Origin of the sequence: Kibdelosporangium aridum (assembly GCF_900176515.1) — a bacterium.
Taxonomy (GTDB): Bacteria; Actinomycetota; Actinomycetes; order Mycobacteriales; family Pseudonocardiaceae; genus Kibdelosporangium; species Kibdelosporangium aridum.
The window spans coordinates 254,044-276,157 of record NZ_FWXV01000010.1 but is presented as its reverse complement, the minus strand read 5'-3'; the positions used below and the strand labels follow the sequence as shown (position 1 = coordinate 276,157).

3 protein-coding genes and 1 pseudogene are annotated in these 22,114 nt (G+C 66.7%); 3 read left to right on the top strand and 1 reads right to left on the bottom strand.

The annotated features are described in order from the left end of the window. Nucleotides 1-84 precede the first annotated feature (84 nt). A complete protein-coding gene (locus B9C43_RS41915; RefSeq protein WP_235039162.1) occupies nt 85-2,178 on the top strand; it encodes a putative bifunctional diguanylate cyclase/phosphodiesterase in 2,094 nt (697 codons plus the stop codon). A 1-nt stretch (nt 2,179) separates the two neighbouring features. Here B9C43_RS41915 and B9C43_RS41910 read toward each other — a convergent pair whose 3' ends face one another. After that, entirely contained in the window at nt 2,180-3,124 is a 945-nt protein-coding gene (locus B9C43_RS41910; protein WP_033380835.1) for a methionyl-tRNA formyltransferase, read from the bottom strand. Nucleotides 3,125-3,249: 125 nt separating this feature from the next. On the opposite strand from B9C43_RS41910, the gene B9C43_RS41905 reads away from it, so the two are divergent. After that, nucleotides 3,250-4,551 carry a lysine N(6)-hydroxylase/L-ornithine N(5)-oxygenase family protein gene (locus B9C43_RS41905; protein ID WP_084432976.1) on the top strand — a complete coding sequence of 434 codons (1,302 nt, stop codon included), beginning with the start codon at nt 3,250-3,252 and terminating at the stop codon, nt 4,549-4,551. A 142-nt stretch (nt 4,552-4,693) separates the two neighbouring features. Beyond that, a pseudogene (locus tag B9C43_RS41900) lies at nt 4,694-22,063 on the top strand (amino acid adenylation domain-containing protein); the annotation flags it as partial. Nucleotides 22,064-22,114: the final 51 nt, after the last annotated feature.

Below are 22,114 nucleotides of genomic sequence, written 5' to 3'. Positions count from 1 at the left end.
CAGGGCATCCCCCGATTGGCCCATTCGATTGAACGCTGAACCAATCTGTGGCGGGTCGCGCGCGACCCTCGGTAGGCTTTTTCGGTGCCTCCGCGCGAGTCGATCTCGCCGCTCCCGGATGATTTGAATGTCGCCACCAGCGACGTCATTCGTGAGCGGCACAAGCTCGCGCGCAAATGGGCCTACCTGATGTGTCACAACACTTACGTTCCGTTGTCGCAGGACGAGCTGGAGCGCCAACTGCTGGACATGATCGCCCAGCTCGTTGCCGCTCTGCGGGAGGATCCGCTCGATTTAGAGTTCGCTGCGGACTTTACTGAACGCCTTGTCGCGATGAACTGTGCGGACAGTGTCAGTCTGCGTTGCACAGTTGATGTTCTCGGCCGCGGTTTGCTGCTCTGCACCGAATTGCAGCGTGTCGACAGGCTCGCCGAGAAGGTTGTGTCGCTGGTCGGTGCGCTCGGCGCTTGTTATGCCGAGGCGATCCGCAGGGCCGTGTTCCGCCAGCAGGAGGAACTCGAGCGAGCGTTGATCATGGCGGTGCGTGACGCCAGGTGGAACCTGAAAGTGAGTGAGGCGCGATTCGACGAGGTCGCGACGTGTTCGTCGAGCGGCATTGTGATCACAGATCTGGATGGCCGGTTCATCCGCGCGAACCATTCGTTCGGCCAAATCGTCGGCCACACCACCGCCGAGTTGACGAAGCTGTCGCTTTTCGATCTTGTCCACCCGGAGGAAGCGCCTTACCTCCGCGAGGCGTACCAGGCCGTTTTGAATGGTGAACACGAACGGTTCCGCCATGGGCAACGCCTTGTCCGTCAGGACGGCGAAATAGCACGAGTCTCACTGACTGCGACTGTGCTGCGTGACGGAGACGACCAGCCACGGCACTTCGTGACCGTCGTCGAAGACGGCACCGAGCTCAAACTCCTGCAGAACGAGCTGAGCCGCCAGGCCCTGCACGACGTGCTGACCGGCCTGCCGAACCGGCAGTTCTTCACCACGCACCTGGAAAGCGTGCTGCGCCGGGCGGATCCGGAGTACGGCGTGACGCTGTACCACCTTGACCTCGACGCCTTCTCCCTGATCACCGGAGGCCTCGGCCGAAAGACCGGTGACCTGCTGCTGATCGCGGTCGCCGAGCGGTTGAAAGCCGTGCTGGCAGGCGAAAAGGCGATGGTGGCACGGTTCGACGGCGACGAGTTCGCGATCGTCGTGGAGAACTCGCCGACCTCGCCGGACGTGTTGACCATGGTCACGACCATCAACAACGAGCTGTCCGAGCCGGTGTACATCGAGGAGCACGGTGTCGCGGCGACGGCGAGCATCGGTGTGGTGAATCGCCCGCCACGCACCATGGATCCGTCCGAGTTGCTGCGCGCGTCGGACATGACGCTGCGACGCGCCAAGAACAACGGCCGCAGGCAATGGGAGTTGTTCCACCCGGAGCACCACGACCGCGACCGCAGGACGTTCAGCCTCGCCGCGGCGATGCCCGGCGCGTGGGAGAACGGCGAACTCGCCGTCACCTACCGGCCGATCGTTCGCCTGTCGGACAAAGAAGTCGTTGGTACCGAAGCGATCCTGCGCTGGGATCACCCGGAGCACGGCCTGGTGTGCGACGAACGCTGCCTTGAGCTCGCCGAGGAGACCGGTCTCATCCTCGCGCTGGGACCATGGCTGCTGCGGACCGCGTGCGAACAACTGCGGTGGGACAAGTCGATCCCGCTCAGCGTGAACCTCACCGAGCAGCAGGCGTGCGACGGCGACCTGGTCGGCGAGGTCGGCAAAGTTCTGCGGGACACCGGAATGCCGCCGGAGCGGCTGTGGCTCGGCATGCCGGTGAAGGCGCTGCTCGCCGACAAGGGCGAGGCCATGGACAACATGAGGTTGTTGGCGGAGAACGGAGTCAAGGCCGTCGCGCTGGACTTCGGCGGGACCTCCGGCGACATGGTGTGCGTGGAGGACCTGCCGCTGCACGCGGTCCGCATCGCGCCGTGGCTGACCGCGCGCGAGCCCTTGCCTGGTTCGCCGGTCACGCACTCCTTGCTGGACATGGCCAGCTTGGTGCACCTGGCCGGCGCGCAGGTCATCGTCGACGGCGTCGTCTCCGAGGAGAAAGCCCAGTGGTGGCGCAACGCGGGCGCGGACTTCGCCCAGGGAGCCCTGTTCTCTTGACTCAGGCTGACTTCAGATAGCCGCCCATGGCCTTGAAGAAGTCAGTCGCCGCGTACTCGGTGTCATCCTCGGTGCGGACGCGTTCGATCACCAGCCCACGGTTGCGGCCGGTCCGCGCGTCGGCGCCCGCGACGATCACCACACCGTCGCCTTCCCTGATGAAGACGCGGCCGGGGGTGCCGCCGTAGCAGGCCTTCGACACCGACGACTTGATCACGCGGATCCGTTCGCCCTTGTAGTACGTGAAGGCGTTCGGGTACGGGTCGGACTGCGCGCGCACCAAGCGCTCGATGTCCTCGGCAGGCCACGTCCAGTCGATCAGGCTGTCCTCAATGGACCGCTTGTGGAAGAAGCTCGCCTTCGAACGGTCCTGTTTGGTCAGTACCGCTTCGCCGGACGCGATGAGCGCCAACGCGTCGACGGTGATCGGGCCGATCATGTCGACCGTCCTGTGGAACAGGTCCGTGGTGGTGTCGGTCGGGCCGACTGGGATCGCGCGCTGCAGCACGATGTCGCCCGCGTCGAGTTCCTCGTCCATCATGTGGGCGGTGACGCCGACCTCCTTCTCGCCGTTGATCAGTGCCCAGATCAGCGGCGAGAAGCCGGTGTAGGCGGGCAGCAGCGAGTCGTGCACGTTCAGCGTTCCGTGCTTGGGCAGGTCGAAGATCTCCGGCGGCAACCATGTTCGCCAGTTATTGGCAACAATGATGTCCAGATTGGCGTCTTTCAGCCGGGTCAGTAGCTCTTCGTCATCGGGACGGTTACGCAGGAGAACCGGAACGTTGTGTTCCTCGGCGAGGTCGGCGACCGAGTCGGACCAGATCTTCTCATAGGCGTGCTCGCTCTTCGGGTGCGTGACCACGAGCACGACCTCGTGCTCGGAGTCCAAAAGCGCCCGCAAGGTGCGGTGACCCCATGTCTGGTACCCGAACATCGCGACCCGCATGGGCCCTCCTTCTGTACTGACTTCTGCGCTGAGCGACGAGCGTCACCCTCGAATGTAGTAGTTGAGCCTAGCCTTAGTTAGGTTAGGGTGACCTTGGATTGAAATGGACCAACGATGGGACGGGTATGTCAGAGCCAGCGGTCTATGACCTCGTCGGTGTCGGCTTCGGGCCGTCGAATCTGGCGCTCGCCATAGCACTGACGGAGTTCAACGAGCAGGCTGCCAAACCCGTCACCGCCCAGTTCCTTGAGCGGCAACCCGCATTCGGCTGGCACCGCGGGATGCTGATCGAGGACGCCACCATGCAGGTGTCGTTCCTCAAGGACCTGGTCACCATGCGCAACCCGACCAGCAGGTTCAGTTTCCTGTGCTACCTCAAGGCGCGCGACCGGCTTGTCGACTTCATCAACCACAAGAACCTGTTCCCGCTGCGGATCGAGTTCCACGACTACTTCGAGTGGGCAGCGGCCCAGGTCGACGACCTGGTGGCGTACGACCGCAACGTCGTTTCGGTGACCGCGGTCCCCGGTGGCGAGTTCTTCGACGTCCAGGACTCGACCGGAGCGGTGTTCCGGGCCCGCAACATCGTGCTGGGCACCGGTTTGCGGCCGATCCTGCCCGAAGGCGTCACCGCCGACGAGCACATCTGGCACAACAGCCAGCTGCTCAGCCGAGTCGACGCGGTCACCGATCCGCAGCGGTTCGTCGTGGTCGGCGCGGGTCAGAGCGGCGCGGAAGTCACCGCGTTCCTGCACGAAAGGTTCCCCCGGGCCGAAGTCTGCGCCGTTTTCTCCCGATACGGCTACAGCCCGTCGGATGACAGCTCCTTTGCCAACCGGATCTTCGACCCCGCCGCGGTAGACGAGTTCTACGGCGCGCCAGAAGACGTCAAGCAACGGTTGATGGGCTATCACGCGAACACCAACTACTCAGTCGTGGACATCGACCTCATCGACGAGCTCTACCGCCGCGAGTATCAGGAAAAAGTGCAAGGCGCGCAACGGCTTCGGCTGTTCAACGTCGCCCGCCCGACGCAGGTCGCGCGCACCGACGCCGGTGTCCGGGTGACGATCGAGACGCTCACCACTGGCGAGCGGACGGTCCTTGACGCGGATGTTGTGGTCTACGCCACTGGCTACCTGCCCGCGGACCCGTTGGGCCAACTGGGTGATGTCGCCCGCTACTGCGTGCGCGACGACCACGGGCGGTTGCGAGTGGACCGCGACTATCGCGTGTGGACGGACCCGGATCTGCAGTGCGGCATCTACTTGCAAGGCGGGACCGAGCACACGCACGGCATCACCTCGTCACTGTTGTCCAACACGGCGGTCCGGGTCGGTGAGATCCTCGACGCGATCGTCGCCCGTCGGGTCGACGAGCCTGCCGAGCTGCCGGACCTCGCCGTGACCGGCGTGCGGTCGGAGTGATGAAGGACTAGTCGATGTTGTACCTCGACCAGGCGCTGCCGCTGCTGTCAACGGCGGCAAAGAAGACCTGAATCTGAAAAGAACATGCTCTCGCGAGCGGTTCAGCATCCCGCTCGCGAGAGCGCCCTCTTGTCCACAAAGGATCGCCTCGATGTCGTCTACCTGGCCGGAGCTCTTCGCGGAACGTGTGCACGCTGCTCCTGACGCAGTCGCCGTCGTGTTCGAAGACGATTCGCTGACCTACGCCGAACTCGACGCACGATCCAGCCGCCTTGCCAACCGGCTGGTGGCGGCGGGCGCCGGGCCGGAACGCTTTGTGGCACTCGCGGTACCCCGCTCGCTGGACATGATCATCGCCGAAGTGGCTGTGCTCAAGAGCGGTGCCGCCTACCTGCCGATCGACACGGACTACCCGGCCGATCGCATCTCCTATCTTCTCGACGATGCCCAGCCGGTCTGCATGGTCACGGTCAGTGAGGCGGCGGCCGATCTGCCTTCCTCCGTACCGCATGTGCTGCTCGACGACCCGTCGGCGTGGGACTGGCCCGAGCAGTTGCCCGCGCCGGACATCCAGGCGACCAACGCGGCTTACGTGATCTACACGTCCGGATCGACCGGCAAGCCCAAGGGCGTGGTGCTCTCGCACACCGGTGTGGCCAAGCTGGTCGCGACCCAGACCGAACGGTTCGGCATCGGCCCGTCCGACCGGGTGCTTCAGTTCGCGTCGCCGAGTTTCGACGTGGCGTTCTGGGACTTGTGCCTGGCGTTGTTGTCCGGCGGGCGACTGGTGGTCGTTCCGGCCGAGCGCCGGGTCCCCGGTCCCGAGCTGACCGAGTACATCGACCGCAACGAGATCACGTTCATGATCCTGCCGCCCGCGTTGCTCGCCGCGTTGCCACGCGAGCTGTCGTTGCGGCCAGGTGCGATCCTGTTGGCAGGAACCGAGCGGGTCGACCCGGAGCTCGTGGCACGGTACGGCCGCGATCGGCGGATGTTCAACGCCTACGGGCCGACCGAAGCGACCGTGAACTCCACTTTGGGCGAGTCGCACCCGGACCACATCAAGGGACCCGTTGTGCCGATTGGCATCGCGGACCCGATGACGACCGCGTACGTTCTGGACGCCCAGCTGCGCCCAGTCGCTGAGGGCGAGCTTTACCTTGGCGGGCCTGGATTGGCGCGCGGATACCTCAACCGGCCGAGCCTGACTTCGGAGCGGTTCATCGCGGATCCCTTCGGCGCGCCGGGGGACCGGCTGTACCGGACCGGCGACCTGGTCCGGATCAACTCCCGTGGTGCGTTGGAGTTCCTCGGCCGGGCGGACGACCAGGTCAAGATCCGGGGCTACCGGATCGAGCTCGGCGAGATCGAGTCCGTGCTGGGCGAGCATCCCAGCGTCAGCCAGTCCGTGGTCGTCGCGCGGGACGGCGAGCTGGTGGCGTACGCGGTCGCGGCGCAGGGCCGCGACGAGAACGCCGAGCACGACCACGTCGAGGAGTGGCGTGAGCTGCATGAGGACGTGTTCACCGAAGCCTCGTCCGGTGGGCTTGAGGAGAACTTCACCGGGTGGAACTCCAGCTACGACGGCTCGGAGATCCCCCTCGGCGAAATGCGGGAATGGCACGCGGCCACGATCGGCAAGATCATGGAACTGCGGCCGCGCCGCGTGTTCGAGATCGGTGTCGGCAGCGGCCTGATCCTGTCGCGAGTCGCGCCACAGACCGATGCCTATTGGGGCGTCGACCTTTCCCCGCAGGCGATCGCGAACCTCCGCAAGGAGATCTCCACCCGGCCGGAGCTGAGCGAGAAGGTCCACCTGGACGCCCGTCCGGCGCACGACCTCGGGGACATGCCCGAGGACTTCTTCGACACCGTGATCATCAACTCGGTGGCGCAGTACTTCCCGAGCGTTGACTACCTGATCGGGGTGATCACGCAGGCCTACCGGCTGCTTGCCCCCGGGGGTGTCGTGTTCCTCGGCGACATCCGGAACTTGCGTCTGCTGCGGTGTTTCCGCACCGCGATCGAGCGGCATCACGGCCCGCTCGACGAGTCCGCTGTGGACCAGGCTGTGGCGCGTGAGGGCGAACTGCTGCTGGACCCGGACTTCTTCCCGGCGTTGGCGCGGCAACTCGGCGCGGACGCCGACTTGTGGGTCAAACGCGGCCATTCGCTGAACGAGTTGACGCGGTACCGGTACGACGTCGTGCTGCGCAAGGGTTCTGCGCAGGCGCAACCGGACGAGCGCACGCTTGAGTTCACAGACCTGGCTTCGGTAGAAGGGTTCCTGCGGGAGAGTGCGCCGGATCGCCTGCGGGTCACCGGAATTCCGAACGCTCGGTTGTCCGGTGAAGTGGAGACCATCCTCGGTGCGGACCCTGAAACACTGCACGCACTCGCTGAGCGCGTCGGATATCAGGTCGCGATCACGTGGGATGCCCACGCCTCCGACGGTCAGCTGGACGCAGTTTTCTCTCGTTCTGAAGTGCCTGTCGCCGTGTACCGCCCGGCTTCAGCAAAGGCGTTGAGTGCGTACGCGAACCACCCGGCTGCGCGTCGGGAGTCGGGTTCGTTCGTCTCGACGCTGCGCGCGTACGCGCGGAAACGGCTTCCCGGGTACATGGTTCCAGGCACATTCGTTGTCTTGGAACGCCTTCCCGTGTTGACTTCGGGCAAAGTGGACCGGAAAGCGCTGCCCGATCCGGAGCCGAGGACCAAGGGGACCGGGCGTGCCGCGCGAACCCCGGCAGAGCAGATGCTGTGCGAGATGTTCGCCGAGGTGCTCGGCCTGCCCGCGGTCGGCGCGGACGACAACTTCTTCGATCTCGGCGGTCATTCGCTGCTCGCGACGCGGCTGATCCTGGGTATCCGCAAGGCGTTGGGTGCGGACCTCGCGATTCGCTCGGTGTTCGACCACCCGACTCCGGCGGGCCTGGCCGAGTTGCTGGGGACTGCGGGCAACCAGGTGGTCCTTCCGGCGCTTGTCCCAGTGGAACGGCCCGAGCGCATACCGCTTTCGTTCGCACAGCAGCGCCTCTGGTTCCTGCACCGGCTTGAGGGCGGATCCGCGACTTACAACGTGCCACTGGTCATGCGATTGACAGGCAAGCTGGACGTCGATGCGTTGCAAGCCGCGTTGAACGACTTGCTGGCCAGGCACGAGGCCTTGCGTACCGTCTTTCCCGCGGTCGACGGGGTGGCTTATCAGCATGTACTTCCGCACGCGACGGTCGAGCTCGTGCGGTCGGACAGCCCGATCGACGAGATCGTCCGCCGGGTGTTCGACCTGGAGACGCAGATCCCGGTCCGTGCCGAGCTGCTGGCGACCGGTCCCGATGAACACGTGCTCGTCCTGGTGTTCCACCACATCGCCGCGGACGGCTGGTCAATGGCGCCGCTGTGGCGTGACGTCGGCACGGCTTACTCGGCCAGGATCAGGGGACAGGCTCCCGACTGGCAGCCGTTGCCGGTGCAGTACGCGGACTACACGCTGTGGCAGCGAAACCTGCCGGACCAAGAGTCGCAAATGGACTACTGGCGGACGACCCTGGCAGGCTTGCCCGAGCGCATCGAGCTGCCATCCGATCGGCCGCACCCGACAGTGTCCACCTACGCAGGCGGGTTCTTCACCTTCGCGTGGGACGCGGACCTGAGCACCGGGCTGGCGGACTTGGCCCGTTCGTGCGGGGCAAGCCCGTTCATGGTCGTCCAGGCAGGACTCGTCGCTCTGCTGACCCGCCTCGGTGGCGGTTCGGACATCCCGGTGGGTACACCGATCGCCGGCCGTACCGACCAAGCGCTTGAGGACCTCGTCGGGTTCTTCGTGAACACGTTGGTGCTGCGGGTCGACACGGCGGGTGACCCGTCGTTCCGTGATCTCGTCGCACAGGTCCGTGAGCGCAGCCTGGATGCGTACGCGCACCAAGACCTGCCGTTCGAGCGATTGGTCGAGGAGCTCAATCCGTCCCGGTCGCTGGCGTACCACCCGTTGTTCCAGACGATGCTCGCCTGGCAGAACACCCCCGCCGCAGGTGTGCACCTGCCCGGCCTTGACGCCGTGAAGATCCCGGTCGGTACCGGCACGTCCAAGTTCGACCTGTGGTTCTCGCTGACCGAGACACCGCGCGGGATCGACGGGATGGCCGAGTACAACGCGGAGATCTTCGACAAGTCCACTGTGGAGACTGTGCTCGCGCGGCTGGAGACCTTGCTGCGCGCGGTCGTGGCCGATCCTGGTGCGCCGATCGGCGCGATCGACCTGCTCACCGCGGCCGAGCACGAGCGGATCACGGCGGAATGGGTGGACACCGAGGTCCCCGCGACGACCATTCCCGAGTTGTTCGCCGCTCAGGTCAAGCGGACTCCGGATCACCCGGCGTTGATGTTCGAGGACGTCGAGCTCAGCTACGCGGAGCTGGACGCGCTGTCCAACCGCCTGGCCCGGCTGTTGATCAGCCGTGGTGTTGGTCCGGAGAGCGTGGTGGCGTTGGCGTTGCCGCGTTCGGTGCACTTGGTGACGTCGATTCTGGCGGTGCACAAAGCAGGCGCCGCATACTTGCCGTTGGATCCGGACTATCCGGCGGAGCGGATCGAGTTCATGCTGTCCGACGCGGCTCCAGCCCTCGTGCTGTCCGCGGAGAAGCTGAGCTACGACTCCGTCGCGCTGGACGAAACGGATCTGTCGGAGTGGTCAAGCGAACCCTTGGTCAGCCCGGCGACGCCGGATCACCCCGCCTACGTGATCTACACGTCCGGATCGACCGGCCGTCCCAAAGGCGTTGTCGTGCCACACAAGGGCATCGTCAACCGGTTGCTCTGGATGCAGCACGAGTACGGGCTGACCGGTGACGATCGCGTGCTGCAGAAGACTCCGTCGAGTTTCGATGTGTCGGTGTGGGAGTTCCTGTGGCCGTTGATCGTCGGTGCGACGGAGGTCCTGGCCCGGCCGGACGGGCACAAGGATCCCGCCTATCTAGCCGCTTTGATCCGTTCGCGCGGCATCACCACACTCCACTTTGTCCCATCGATGCTCCGGGTCTTCCTCCAAGAACCGGCTGTCGCCGAGTGCACGAGCCTGCGTCGAGTGATCTGCAGTGGCGAAGCGCTGCCTGTCGACGCGGTTCAGGACTTCTACCGCGTGCTCGACGCGGAGTTGCACAACTTGTACGGTCCGACTGAGGCGTCGGTCGATGTGACCTACTGGCACTGTGATCCCGCGGACGCGACCGTCCCAATCGGTCGTCCAGTGTGGAACACCAGGACTTACGTGCTGGACGCACATCTGCGTCACGTCCCGCCGGGCACCCCCGGCGAGCTCTACCTCGCCGGTATCCAACTCGCCCGGGGCTATCTTGGCCGTCCGGGGCTGAGTGCCGAGCGGTTCCTGGCCGACCCGTATGGCCCGCCTGGCAGCCGGATGTATCGGACCGGTGACTTGGCCAAGCGCCGGAAGGACGGGGTCGTCGAGTTTCTCGGCCGCGCGGACGAGCAGGTCAAGCTCCGTGGATTCCGCGTCGAGCCAGGCGAGATCGCCGCGACACTGGCCGAGCACCCCGGTGTCGCGCAAGCTGTTGTCATCGCACGGGAAGACCGGCCGGGTGACGTCAGGCTTGTCGGCTACGTCGTGCCGGACACCGAGCAGACTGACAGCGATGCCCAGCGCGACCAGATCGGTGAGTGGCAGGAGCTGTACGACTCCGTCTACACCGACGCCGCCGAATTCGTCGGCTGGAACAGCAGTTACGACGGCGAACCGATCCCGCTGGAGCAAATGCGGGAGTGGCGTGACGCGGTCGTGACGCGGATCCGTTCGCTGCGGCCCAAGCGGGTTCTGGAGATCGGCGTCGGTACCGGCCTGATCATGTCCCAGCTGATCGAGGACTGCGAGTCATACTGGGGAACGGATCTGTCCGCCAAGGTCATCGACGGCCTGCGCGCCCGGTTCCCACAAGCGGAACTGCGGCACGGCGAGGCCACGGATCTCGACGGTATGCCAACGGGATACTTCGACACCGTCGTGATCAACTCGGTGGTGCAGTACTTCCCCAGCGGCGACTACCTCAACGAGGTGCTGAACAAGGCGCTCGACCTGGTCGTGCCCGGCGGCGCGGTGTTCGTCGGCGATGTGCGGGACCTGCGTCAGCTGCACGCGTTCCACGCCGAGGTCGCGGCTCGCCGTGGTGACCGGACAGCCGAGGAAGGAGTTCAGCGCGAGAAGGAGCTCCTGGTCGCGCCGGAGTTCTTTGACGGCCTCGTGGATGTCCGGGTCAAGCGGGCCCGGTATGTCAACGAGCTCAGCCAGTTCCGCTACGACGTGGTGCTGTACAAGCAGCCGCAAGCGGTTCAGGACTTGAGCTCGGTGCCGCACGAGGCTTGGCGTGACCTCTCGACGGTCGAGGCCGCGTTGCGCGAGCGTCCTGATTCTCTGCGTATCACGGGAATTCCGAACGGCCGGATCGTTGCCGGTGTGGATCCCGAGGCTTTCCACGAACTCGGCGACGCACTGGGATACCGGACGGTCACCACGTGGTCGTCCACAGCAGACGGAAGCATCGACGCCGTCTTCTTCCTCGGCGACGGTGTTCCCGTTGGAGCGTTCCGGCCTGGTGCTGACGGGCCGGCAGTGAGTGATCCGCTGCGGTTCCGTCAGGACGTCACACTTGCCGCTGAGGTCAAGGATCTCGCGGCCAAACGGTTGCCGGAGCACATGGTGCCGTCGGCGGTCGTTGTCCTTGACGCGATTCCAGTGACCGCCAACGGAAAGCTGGACCGGCGGGCGTTGCCGTCGCCAGATCCGGCGGTGTCGGTGTCCACCCGTGAGCCGGGCACTCCGCGTGAGCGGTTGCTGTGCGAGTTGTTCGCGGAAGTCCTCGGCCTGCCGAAGGTCGGGCCGGACGACAGCTTCTTCGCGCTCGGTGGCCACTCCTTGCTGGCGACCCGGCTGATCGCGCGGGTACGTGCCGCGTTGAACACCGAACTGGCTGTGCGGTCGGTGTTCGAGACGCCGACGCCTGCCGGGCTCGCCGAGTTGCTGGCTGATTCCGGTGGCCGGGTCCGGGCGCCGCTGCAGCGGGTGCAGCGACCCGACGTGCTTCCACTTTCCTTCGCGCAGCAGCGACTCTGGTTCCTGCACAACCTGGAAGGCCCGTCGGCCACGTACAACGTGCCGCTGATCATGCGGCTCACGGGGGACGTGAACGTCGACGCGCTCAGGCAGGCACTGATCGATGTGACTGATCGGCACGAGGCCCTGCGGACCGTGTTCCCGCAGCGGGACGGCGTGCCGTACCAGCGCATCCTGGATGTGGCCGACGAGGGGGCGCGGCTGCGGGTCCGCGAGGTTACCGAGGGGGACCTCGCGGAGGCCCTCACCGAGTTGGTCCGTGCCCCGTTCGATCTGGAGAACCGGGTGCAGATGCGGGCCGAGCTGCTGCGGCTCGGCCCGCAAGAGCACGTGCTGGCATTGGTGTTCCACCACATCGTGTCGGACGGCTGGTCGATGGCGCCGCTGTGGAAGGACGTCGCCACGGCCTACCAGGCTCGCCTGGCGGGTCAGGCTCCACAGTGGACCGAGCTGCCGGTGCAGTACGCGGACTACACGTTGTGGCAGCGAGACCTGCTCGGTACCGAGTCCGACAAGGACAGTGAGATCACTGCCCAGCTCGACTACTGGCGACGGACGCTCGAAGGCCTGCCGGACCGCATCGAGCTGCCACTGGACCGGCCGCATCCCACGGTCGCGACCTTCCGCGGTGAGCTCTACACCTTCGCATGGGACGCGCGGTTGCACTCGGAGCTGGTGGATCTGGCGCACACCAGCGGGGCGAGTGTCTTCATGGTCGTCCAAGCCGGGCTCGCGGCCCTGCTGACCAGGCTGGGGGCGGGCACGGACATCCCGATCGGCTCGCCGATCGCCGGCCGTACCGACCACGCGCTGGACGAGCTCGTCGGGTTCTTCGTGAACACGCTGGTGCTGCGGGTGGACACCTCAGGTGCGCCGACGTTCCGTGAGCTCGTCACACGGGTACGGGAACTGAGCCTGGACGCCTACGAGCACCAGGATGTCCCGTTCGAGCGGCTCGTCGAGGCGCTCAACCCGGCGCGTTCGTTGTCGTACCACCCGTTGTTCCAGGTGATGATCGCCGGGCAGAACAACGCGCGGGCCAACGTCACGCTGCCTGGGCTGACCGTCAGCGAGATCCCGGTGACCACCGGGACGTCCAAGTTCGACCTGTCGATCTCGTTGACCGAACGGGATCAGGGCATCGACGGTGTGATGGAGTTCAACACCGATGTCCTCGACCGCGGCACCGTGGACTCGATCCTGGCCAGGCTTGAGCGCCTGCTGCGGGCCGCGCTGGCCGACCCCGACCGGCCGATCGGCGGCATCGACCTGCTCGCGGGCCACGAGCGGGCGCAGGTGCTCGACGTGTGGGCCGGTGTCGACGAAGGCCTTGGCACGTCGACGTTCCTCGACCTGTTCGCCGCGCAGGTCCGGGACCGGGCCGACTCGGTTGCCGTGGTGTTCGAGGACATCGAGATCACCTACGCCGAGCTGGACGCGCGGGCCAACCAGATGGCGCACGCTCTGATCGCACGCGGTGCTGGGCCGGAAAAGGTTGTGGCACTGGCGGTTCCACGGTCGATCGAGATGATCGTCGCCGAGATCGCCGTGATGAAGGCGGGGGCGGCGTACCTGCCGATCGACGTGGACTACCCGGCCGACCGGATCGCGTTCATGTTCCAGGACGCCTCACCGGTCTGTCTTGTGGCGTCGAGAGATTCACACATCCGAGCTACTGACGGCGTATCGCTGCTGGTGGTGGACGATCCTGAAGTGGCACTGCGGCCGGTTACCGCGCCGGAAGTGTCGGTGGTGGCGAGTAGTGCTTGTTACGTGATCTACACGTCTGGTTCGTCCGGCCGTCCCAAGGGAGTGGTCGTGTCCCACGCCGGGGTGGCCAAGCTGGTGGCCACCCAGCAGCGCCGGTTCGGCGTGGGCCCGCACAGCCGGGTCCTGCAGTTCGCCTCGCCGAGTTTCGACGTAGCGTTCTGGGACCTGTGCCTGGGCTTGCTATCGGGCGGCCGGTTGGTGGTCGTCCCGGCCGAACGGCGGGTCGCCGGGCCCGCGTTGACCGAGTACGCGTTCGCGCACGAGGTCAACTTCATGATCCTGCCGCCCGCGTTGCTCGACGCGATGCCCGAGGACTGCGACCTGCCAACGAATTCGGTGTTGCTGGCAGGTACGGAACGGGTGTCACCGCAGCTGATCGCCAGATGGGCGCCGGGCAGGCGGATGTTCAACGCCTACGGCCCGACCGAAGCGACCACCAACTCGACCCTCGGTGAGAGCACGGCCGAGGAGCTCGCGGGCGCTTCCGTCGTCCCGATCGGCATCCCCGATCCCGACACCAGGGCGTACGTCCTCGACGCCTGGCTGCGGCCGGTTCCGCCGGGTGTGGTGGGGGAGCTGTACCTCGGCGGTTCCGGGCTGGCTCGCGGCTATCTCGGTCGTCCCGCGTTGACGTCCGAGCGGTTCGTGGCGGATCCGTTCGGTCCTGCGGGAAGTCGCCTGTACCGCACGGGTGACCTGGTCCGCTGGTTGCCGGATGGGCGTTTGGTGTTCGTCGGCCGGGCGGACGACCAGGTCAAGATCCGGGGCTACCGGATCGAGCTCGGCGAGATCGAGTCCGTGCTGGCCGGGCACGAAGCTGTGGGGCAGTCAGTGGTGATCGCCAAGGACGATCAGCTGATCGCGTACGTGGTCACGGCTGACTCCAGGAACGCGGGTACCGAGCTTGAGCACGTCGAGGAGTGGCGTGAGCTGCATGAGGACGTGTTCACTGAGGCGTCGTCCGGTGGTCTTGAGGAGAACTTCACCGGGTGGAACTCCAGCTACGACGGCTCGGAGATCCCGCTCGGCGAAATGCGGGAGTGGCACGCGGCCACCATCGAGCGGATCAGCGCGTTGCAGCCGCGTCGCGTGTTCGAGATCGGTGTCGGCAGCGGCCTGATCCTGTCCAGGATCGCGCCATTGGCGCAGGAGTATTGGGGCGTCGACCTGTCGCCGAAGGCCATTGCCAACCTGCGCGGGGAACTCGGCGATGACCCGCGTATCCACCTGGAGGCAAGGCCCGCCCACAACCTCGGTGACGTGCCACGGGAGTACTTCGACACAGTCGTCATCAACTCGGTGGCACAGTACTTCCCGAGCGTGGGCTACCTGACCGAGGTGATCCGGGAGGCGTACAGCCTGCTCGCCCCGGGTGGCGTCATCTTCCTCGGTGACATCCGGAACCTGCGGCTGCTGCGGGCCTTCCGTACCGCGACTGAGATCCGGCACGGGCGTGCCAGCGTCCCGGCGGTTGACCAAGCGGTGGCTCGGGAAGGCGAGTTGCTGCTGGATCCGGACTACTTCGTCGCTCTGGCCGACGAGCTCGACGGCGACGTGGACCTGTGGATCAAGCGCGGTGTCGTGCACAACGAGCTGACCCGCCACCGGTATGACGTCGTGTTGCGCAAGGCACTTCCCGTCGAGCCGGTGCGCGAAGAGGTCCGTTCCTTCACCGATCTCGAAGCGGTGGAAGGGATCTTGCGTGAATCGCGGCCTGAGCGGCTGCGGGTGACAGGGGTTCCCAACGCCCGTCTCTCCGGGGAGCTGGCCGCAGTCCGGGTGCTGGGCGACGGCGACGCGGTCGCCGCACTGGACATTGTGGACGGTGTGGACCCGGAAGAGCTGTTCGCGTTGGCCGAGCGCGTGGGATATCACGTCGCCGTGACGTGGGCGGCCGGTGCCGAGGGCGCGCTCGACGCGGTGTTCGCCACGAACGCCCCAGGTCAGGTGTACAAGAAGACCCCGGTGCGGGCTTCGCTGGCGTCACTGGGCAACAACCCCGCCGGGCACAGGGAGACCAGCTCGTTGGTGGCTTCCCTGCGCTCGTACGTGCGGGATCAGCTGCCGCAGTACATGGTGCCTTCAGCGTTCGTGATCCTCGACCGGCTGCCGTTGCTGGCATCCGGCAAGCTGGACCGCAAGGCGCTGCCCAGCCCGGACCGGAACGCCTCGATGTCCGGCCGGGCGCCGCGTACTCCGGTCGAAGAGGTGCTGTGCGGCTTGTTCGCCGAGGTCCTCGCCGTGCCCGCGGTCGGCGTGGACGACGACTTCTTCGCACTCGGCGGGCACTCGCTGATGGCGACCCGGCTGGTGGCCAGGGTACGTGCGGTCTTCGGCGTGGAGCTGGAAGTCCGCGCGGTCTTCGAAACCTCCACGGTCGCCGGGCTGGCCGCCGCGTTGGCCAGCGGCGACGGCCAGGTGCGGCCCGCGTTGGTTCCGGCTGAGCGACCGGAGTACTTGCCGCTTTCGTACGCGCAGCAACGGTTGTGGTTCCTCCACCAGCTCGAAGGACCGTCGCCGACGTACAACATGCCGATCGCCATGCGGCTGACAGGCATGCTCGACGTCGAGGCGATTCGGGCGGCGCTCGCGGACGTGGTCAACCGTCATGAGGCGCTGCGGACCGTGTTCCCGGTGCACGACGGTGAGGCGTACCAGCAGATCCTGACCGATCCAGAGATCACCCTGCACGTCAGGGACGTGTCCGAGGCCGGGCTGGCCGACGCGGTCACCGAAATCGCGCGCTGTTCGTTCGATCTGCGGACCGAGGTCCCGCTGCGGGCCGACCTGCTTCGGCTCGGTGTGCGGGAACACGTCCTGGTGCTGGTGTTCCATCACATCGCGTCGGACGGTTGGTCGATGGCGCCGCTGTGGCGTGACTTCGCGACCGCCTATACGGCCAGGACAGCTGGCCACGCGCCCGAGTGGGAACCGTTGCCGGTTCAGTACGCCGACTACACCTTGTGGCAGCGGGATGCCCTGGGTGACAGCGTGATCGAGCCGCAACTGGACTACTGGCGCTCAGTGCTGGCCGACCTGCCGGAACGCATCGAGTTGCCGACCGACCGGCCGCATCCGCCGCAAGCTTCCTACCAGGGCGAACAGTTCACGTTCGAGTGGGACGACGACCTGCACGCCGGGCTGGTGGACTTGGCAAGGGCATGTGGCGCCAGTGTCTTCATGGTCGTGCACGCAGGTCTGACCGCCGTATTGACCAGGCTGGGTGCCGGGACGGACGTGCCGATCGGGACGTCCATCGCCGGGCGGACCGACCAGGCGCTGGACGATCTGGTCGGGTTCTTCGTGAACACGCTGGTGCTGCGGGTGGACACGGCCGGTGACCCGTCGTTCCGGGATCTGGTCGCCCGGGTCCGTGAGCGCAGCCTGGACGCGTACGCGCATCAGGACGTGCCGTTCGAGCGGCTGGTCGAGGCGCTCAACCCGGCGCGTTCCCTGTCGTACCACCCGTTGTTCCAGACCTCGCTGGCCTGGCAGAACAACGCGACCGCCGACGTGCGGCTGCCCGGGCTGACGGTGTCCGAGGAGCCGGTCAGGCTCGGGACAGCCCGCGCTGACCTCGTCTTCTACGTCGGAGAGGGCGAAGGCGCGGGCATCCGTGGTGCCGCCGAGTACAACAGCGACATCTTCGACCGGTCCACTGTGGACGCAGTACTCGGCCGATGGGAACGGTTGCTGCGAGCCGCCATCACCGATCCGGACCGGCCGTTCGGCCAGATCGACCTGTTGACCGAGGACGAGAAGGACCGGCTCAGTGCCGAGTGGTCGGCCACCGCCGTCGAAGTCCCCGAGACCACGATCCCGGAGTTGTTCGCGGCTCAGGTCAAGCGGATGCCGGATCACCCGGCGCTGTTCTTCGAGGACGTGGAGCTCAGCTACGCGGAGTTGGACGCGGTGTCCAACCGTCTGGCGCGGTTGTTGATCAGCCGTGGTGTTGGTCCGGAGAGCGTGGTGGCGTTGGCGTTGCCGCGTTCGGTCCACTTGGTGACGTCGATTCTGGCAGTGTTGAAGGCGGGTGCGGCATATCTGCCGTTGGATCCCGACTACCCCGCTGAGCGGATCGAGTTCATGCTGTCCGACGCGGCTCCAGCCCTGGTGCTGTCGGCGGGAAGGATGGCCTTTGAGTCCGTCGCGTTGGACGAGACGGATCTGTCGGAGTGGTCGAGCGAACCTTTGGCCAGCCCCGCGACGCCGGATAGTCCCGCGTACGTGATCTACACGTCTGGTTCGACGGGTCGTCCTAAGGGTGTTGTGGTGCCGCACAGGGGCATCGTCAACCGGTTGTTGTGGATGCAGCACGAGTACGGGCTGACCGGTGATGACCGGGTGTTGCAGAAGACTCCGTCGAGTTTCGATGTGTCGGTGTGGGAGTTCCTGTGGCCGTTGATCGTCGGTGCGACGGAGGTCCTGGCCCGGCCGGACGGGCACAAGGATCCGGTCTACCTGGCCGGTTTGATCCGTTCGCGCGAGATCACGACCGTCCACTTTGTGCCATCGATGTTGCAGGTCTTCCTTCAGGAACCGGCTGTCGCCGGGTGCGCGAGCCTGCGTCGGGTGATCTGCAGCGGTGAAGCGCTGCCAGTGGAGGCAGTGCGGGACTTCCACCGGGTACTCGGCGCGGAGTTGCACAACTTGTACGGTCCGACTGAGGCGTCGGTCGATGTGACCTACTGGCAGTGTGATCCTGCGGACGCGACTGTGCCGATTGGCCGTCCGGTGTGGAACACCAGGACTTACGTGCTGGATGCCCAGTTGCGGCCGGTTCCGCCGGGCACGCCCGGCGAGCTGTATCTGGCCGGGGTGCAGTTGGCGCGCGGCTATCTTGGCCGTCCGGGGCTGAGTGCCGAGCGGTTCGTGGCCGATCCGTATGGTCCGCCTGGCAGCCGGATGTATCGGACCGGTGACTTGGCCAAGCGCCGGAAGGACGGGGTCGTCGAGTTCCTCGGCCGCGTGGACGACCAGGTGAAGATCCGGGGCTTCCGGATCGAACCCGGCGAGGTGGAGGCCGCGCTGCTCACGCATCCGGCCGTCAGCCAGGCGGTCGTCGTCGCGCGGACCGACCGGCTGATCGGATACGTTGTGGCACAGGAGGATGCGACGCGGTTGCGGTCGTTCCTGATGTCCCGTCTGCCCGAGCACCTGGTGCCGTCGAACATCGTGGTGCTGCCTGAGTTCCCGTTGACGCCGAACGGAAAGCTCGACCGGCGCGCACTGCCAGAACCCGAGGTCACCGTGGTGCTCCGGGAGGCGCACACGCCGGCGGAGCAGGCGTTGTGCGAGCTCTTCGCCGAAGTGCTCGGCGTGCCGAGGGTCGGCGTCGACAGCGGGTTCTTCGAGCTGGGCGGGCATTCGCTGCTGGCCACCCGGCTGGTCAGCCGGATCCGCGGGGTGCTCGGCGTCGAGGTCCCGATCCGGGCCGTGTTCGACGCACCGACCCCGGCGCGGCTGGCCGAGGTGCTGGACCCGAGCCGCGCGGGCCGCCCGCCGCTGCGGCCGGTGCAACGACCCGAGGTCATCCCGCTTTCCTTTGCCCAGCAACGACTCTGGTTCCTCGACCGGTTGTCCGGCCCGAGCCCGACGTACAACATCCCGTGGGCGTGGCGCCTTTCCGGCCACATCGACACCGAGGCGTTGCAGGCAGCGCTCGGTGACGTCGTGGCCAAACACGAGGTGCTGCGCACGCTCGTGGTCGACGACAGCGGCACCCCGCGGCAGGTCGTGCTCGAATCGGCCGAGCCTGTGCTGAACATCGAGACCGTGTCCCCGGAGGACTTGCCGGGCAGGCTGGCGTCGGCGGCAAGGTACTGCTTCGCGATCGACAAAGAGATCCCGATCAGGGCCGCGTTGTTCTCCACAGCGCCGGACCACCACGTCCTGATGCTGCTCGTGCACCACGTCGCCGGCGATGGCTGGTCGCTGCCTCCATTGGTGCGTGACCTGGACGAGAGCTACGCGGCACGGTGCGCCGGTGAAGAGCCCAACTTGGCGGCATTGCCGGTCCAGTACGCGGACTACACCCTGTGGCAACGGGACATGCTGGGACGCGAGGACGACCCGGACAGCATTCTCGGGCGGCAGGCCGCGTACTGGCGGGAAGCCTTGGCAGGACTGCCCGATGAGTTGGCACTGCCCACGGACCGGCCGCGCCCGCCGCAGTCGACCAACCGTGGCGGGAACCTGTCCTTCACGGTGCCGCCCGAGGTGCACCGTGGCCTGCGCGAGCTGGCGCACGGCAGCGACGCCAGCTTGTTCATGGTGCTGCAGGCGTGCGTGGCGGCCTTGCTGACCAGGATCGGCGCGGGAACCGACATCCCGCTCGGCAGCCCGATCGCCGGCCGTACCGACCACGCGCTGGACGATCTCGCCGGGTTCTTCGTGAACACGTTGGTGCTGCGGACCGATACCGCGGGTGACCCGACGTTCCGTGAGCTGGTCAGCCGGGTGCGTGAGGTGGACCTGGCCGCGTACGCGCACCAGGACCTGCCGTTCGAGCGGCTGGTGGAGATCCTCAACCCGACCAGGTCGCTGGCCCGGCACCCGCTTTTCCAGGTGATGGTCGCGCTCTACCACATGGCCGACGAACCCGACCGCGTGCTGGGACGCGACGCGCAGTGGCAGGACGCCGGGTTGGGCCAGGCCAAGTTCGACCTGTCGTTCGACCTGATGGAGACCCACGGCGTCGACGGAATCGATGTCGACATCGAGTACAGCGTCGACCTGTTCGACAAGGACACCGTCCGGACATTGGCGCAACGGCTGGTCCGGCTGATGACAGCGGTCGTCGCCGAACCGGACCGGCCGATCAGCCACGTCGACGTGCTGGACCCGGCCGAACGCCTGCTGATTGTCGGCGAGTGGGGCACATCGTCCACGGTGGACGGACTGCGGACGATCCCCGAGCTGTTCGCCGCGCAAGTGGCCGCGACACCGGACGCACCGGCGCTGAGCGACGACAACACCACGCTCACGTTCGCCGAACTCGACGAGCGGACCACCCGGCTGGCCAGGCAGCTGGCCGCGGCCGGAGCGGGGCCTGAACGGGTTGTGGCGATCGCGTTGCCGCGCAGCGCGCGGGTGTTCGAGACGATCCTCGCGGTGCTCAAGTCGGGTGCCGCGTACCTGCCGATCGAGCCGAACCAGCCGGCCGGCCGGATCACCGACCTGCTCGCCGACGCCAACCCGGTACTGCTGCTGACATCCGCGGACATGGACCTCCCGGACGGCGGCCCGCGGCGGATCTTCATCGATGCCACGGACGACCTGCCGGAGGCCGAGCCGACACCACCGCAGCCGCAGAACCCGGTGTACGTCATCTACACCTCAGGCTCGACAGGCAGGCCGAAGGGCGTTGTCGTGCCGCACGCCGCGCTGGCCAACCTTTTCCACAGCCATCGCGAAACGCTGTACCGGCCCGCAGGCAAGCGGATGCGAGTCGGGCACGCGTGGGCGTTCTCGTTCGACGCGTCCTGGCAGCCGCAGTTGTGGCTGCTGGACGGGCACGAGGTGTACGTCGTCGACGACGAGACCCGCCGTGATCCGGCCCAGCTGGCCGCATTGGTACGGGAGAAGGGAATCGGCTTCCTTGAGCTGACCCCGTCGCACTTCACGCAGATCGCGGCGGCCGGTGTGATCGACGGCGACTCCTGTGCGCTGCCGGTGGTCGGCGTCGGTGGCGAAGCGATTTCCCAGCAGTTGTGGGAGAAGTTCCGGACACTGCAGGGTACTGAGGCGTACAACCTGTACGGACCGACCGAGTGCACTGTGGACTCGTTGGTCGGGCGGGCCCAGGACGCCGATCGTCCCGTGGTCGGCCGGCCCGTGCATGGCGCGCGGGCGTACGTCCTGGACAGTGGTTTGCAGCCGGTGCCTGCCGGAGTCGCGGGCGAGTTGTACATCGCCGGTGCCGGTCTGGCCCGTGGGTATCTCGGTCAGGCGGGCGGGACTGCGGGCAGGTTCGTGGCCGATCCGTTCGGACCGCCGGGAGCGCGGATGTACCGGACCGGCGACCTGGTGCGCTGGCGGGACGGACAGCTGGAATACCTGGGCCGGACCGACGACCAGGTCAAGATCCGCGGGTTCCGGATCGAACCCGCCGAGATCGAGGCGGTCCTGACCAGGCACGACGCCGTCCAGGACGCGCTTGTGGTGGTCCGCGAGGACCGGCCGGGTGACAAACGCTTGGTCGCGTACACCGTCCCGTCCGGGCCCGACGCGGCCGAGTTGCGGGTCTTCGCGCAGCAAACGCTGCCCGAGTACATGGTCCCGGCCGCGTTCGTCGCGATGGACGCGTTCCCCGTCACCGCCAACGGCAAGCTTGACCGCACTGCGCTGCCGGTTCCGGACTTCGGGCCGTCGCTGAGCAGACGACCGGAAACGCCTCTGCAGGGCACGCTCTGCGAGATCTTCGCCGAGGTGCTCGGAATCAGTGCCGACGGTGTCGGTATCGACGACGACCTGTTCGCGCTCGGCGGGCATTCGATGATGCTCGTGCTGCTGCGCAACCGGATCCGTGAGCGGACTGGAACCGACCTGCCCATCGCGGAGTTCTTCCGCACGCCGACTGTGGCCGGGTTGTCGGCTCGGCTGGACGACCGTGAATAGGAACCCGAAATGCGACGCACGTTGATTACGTACGCTCCGCTAGTCGAGCGC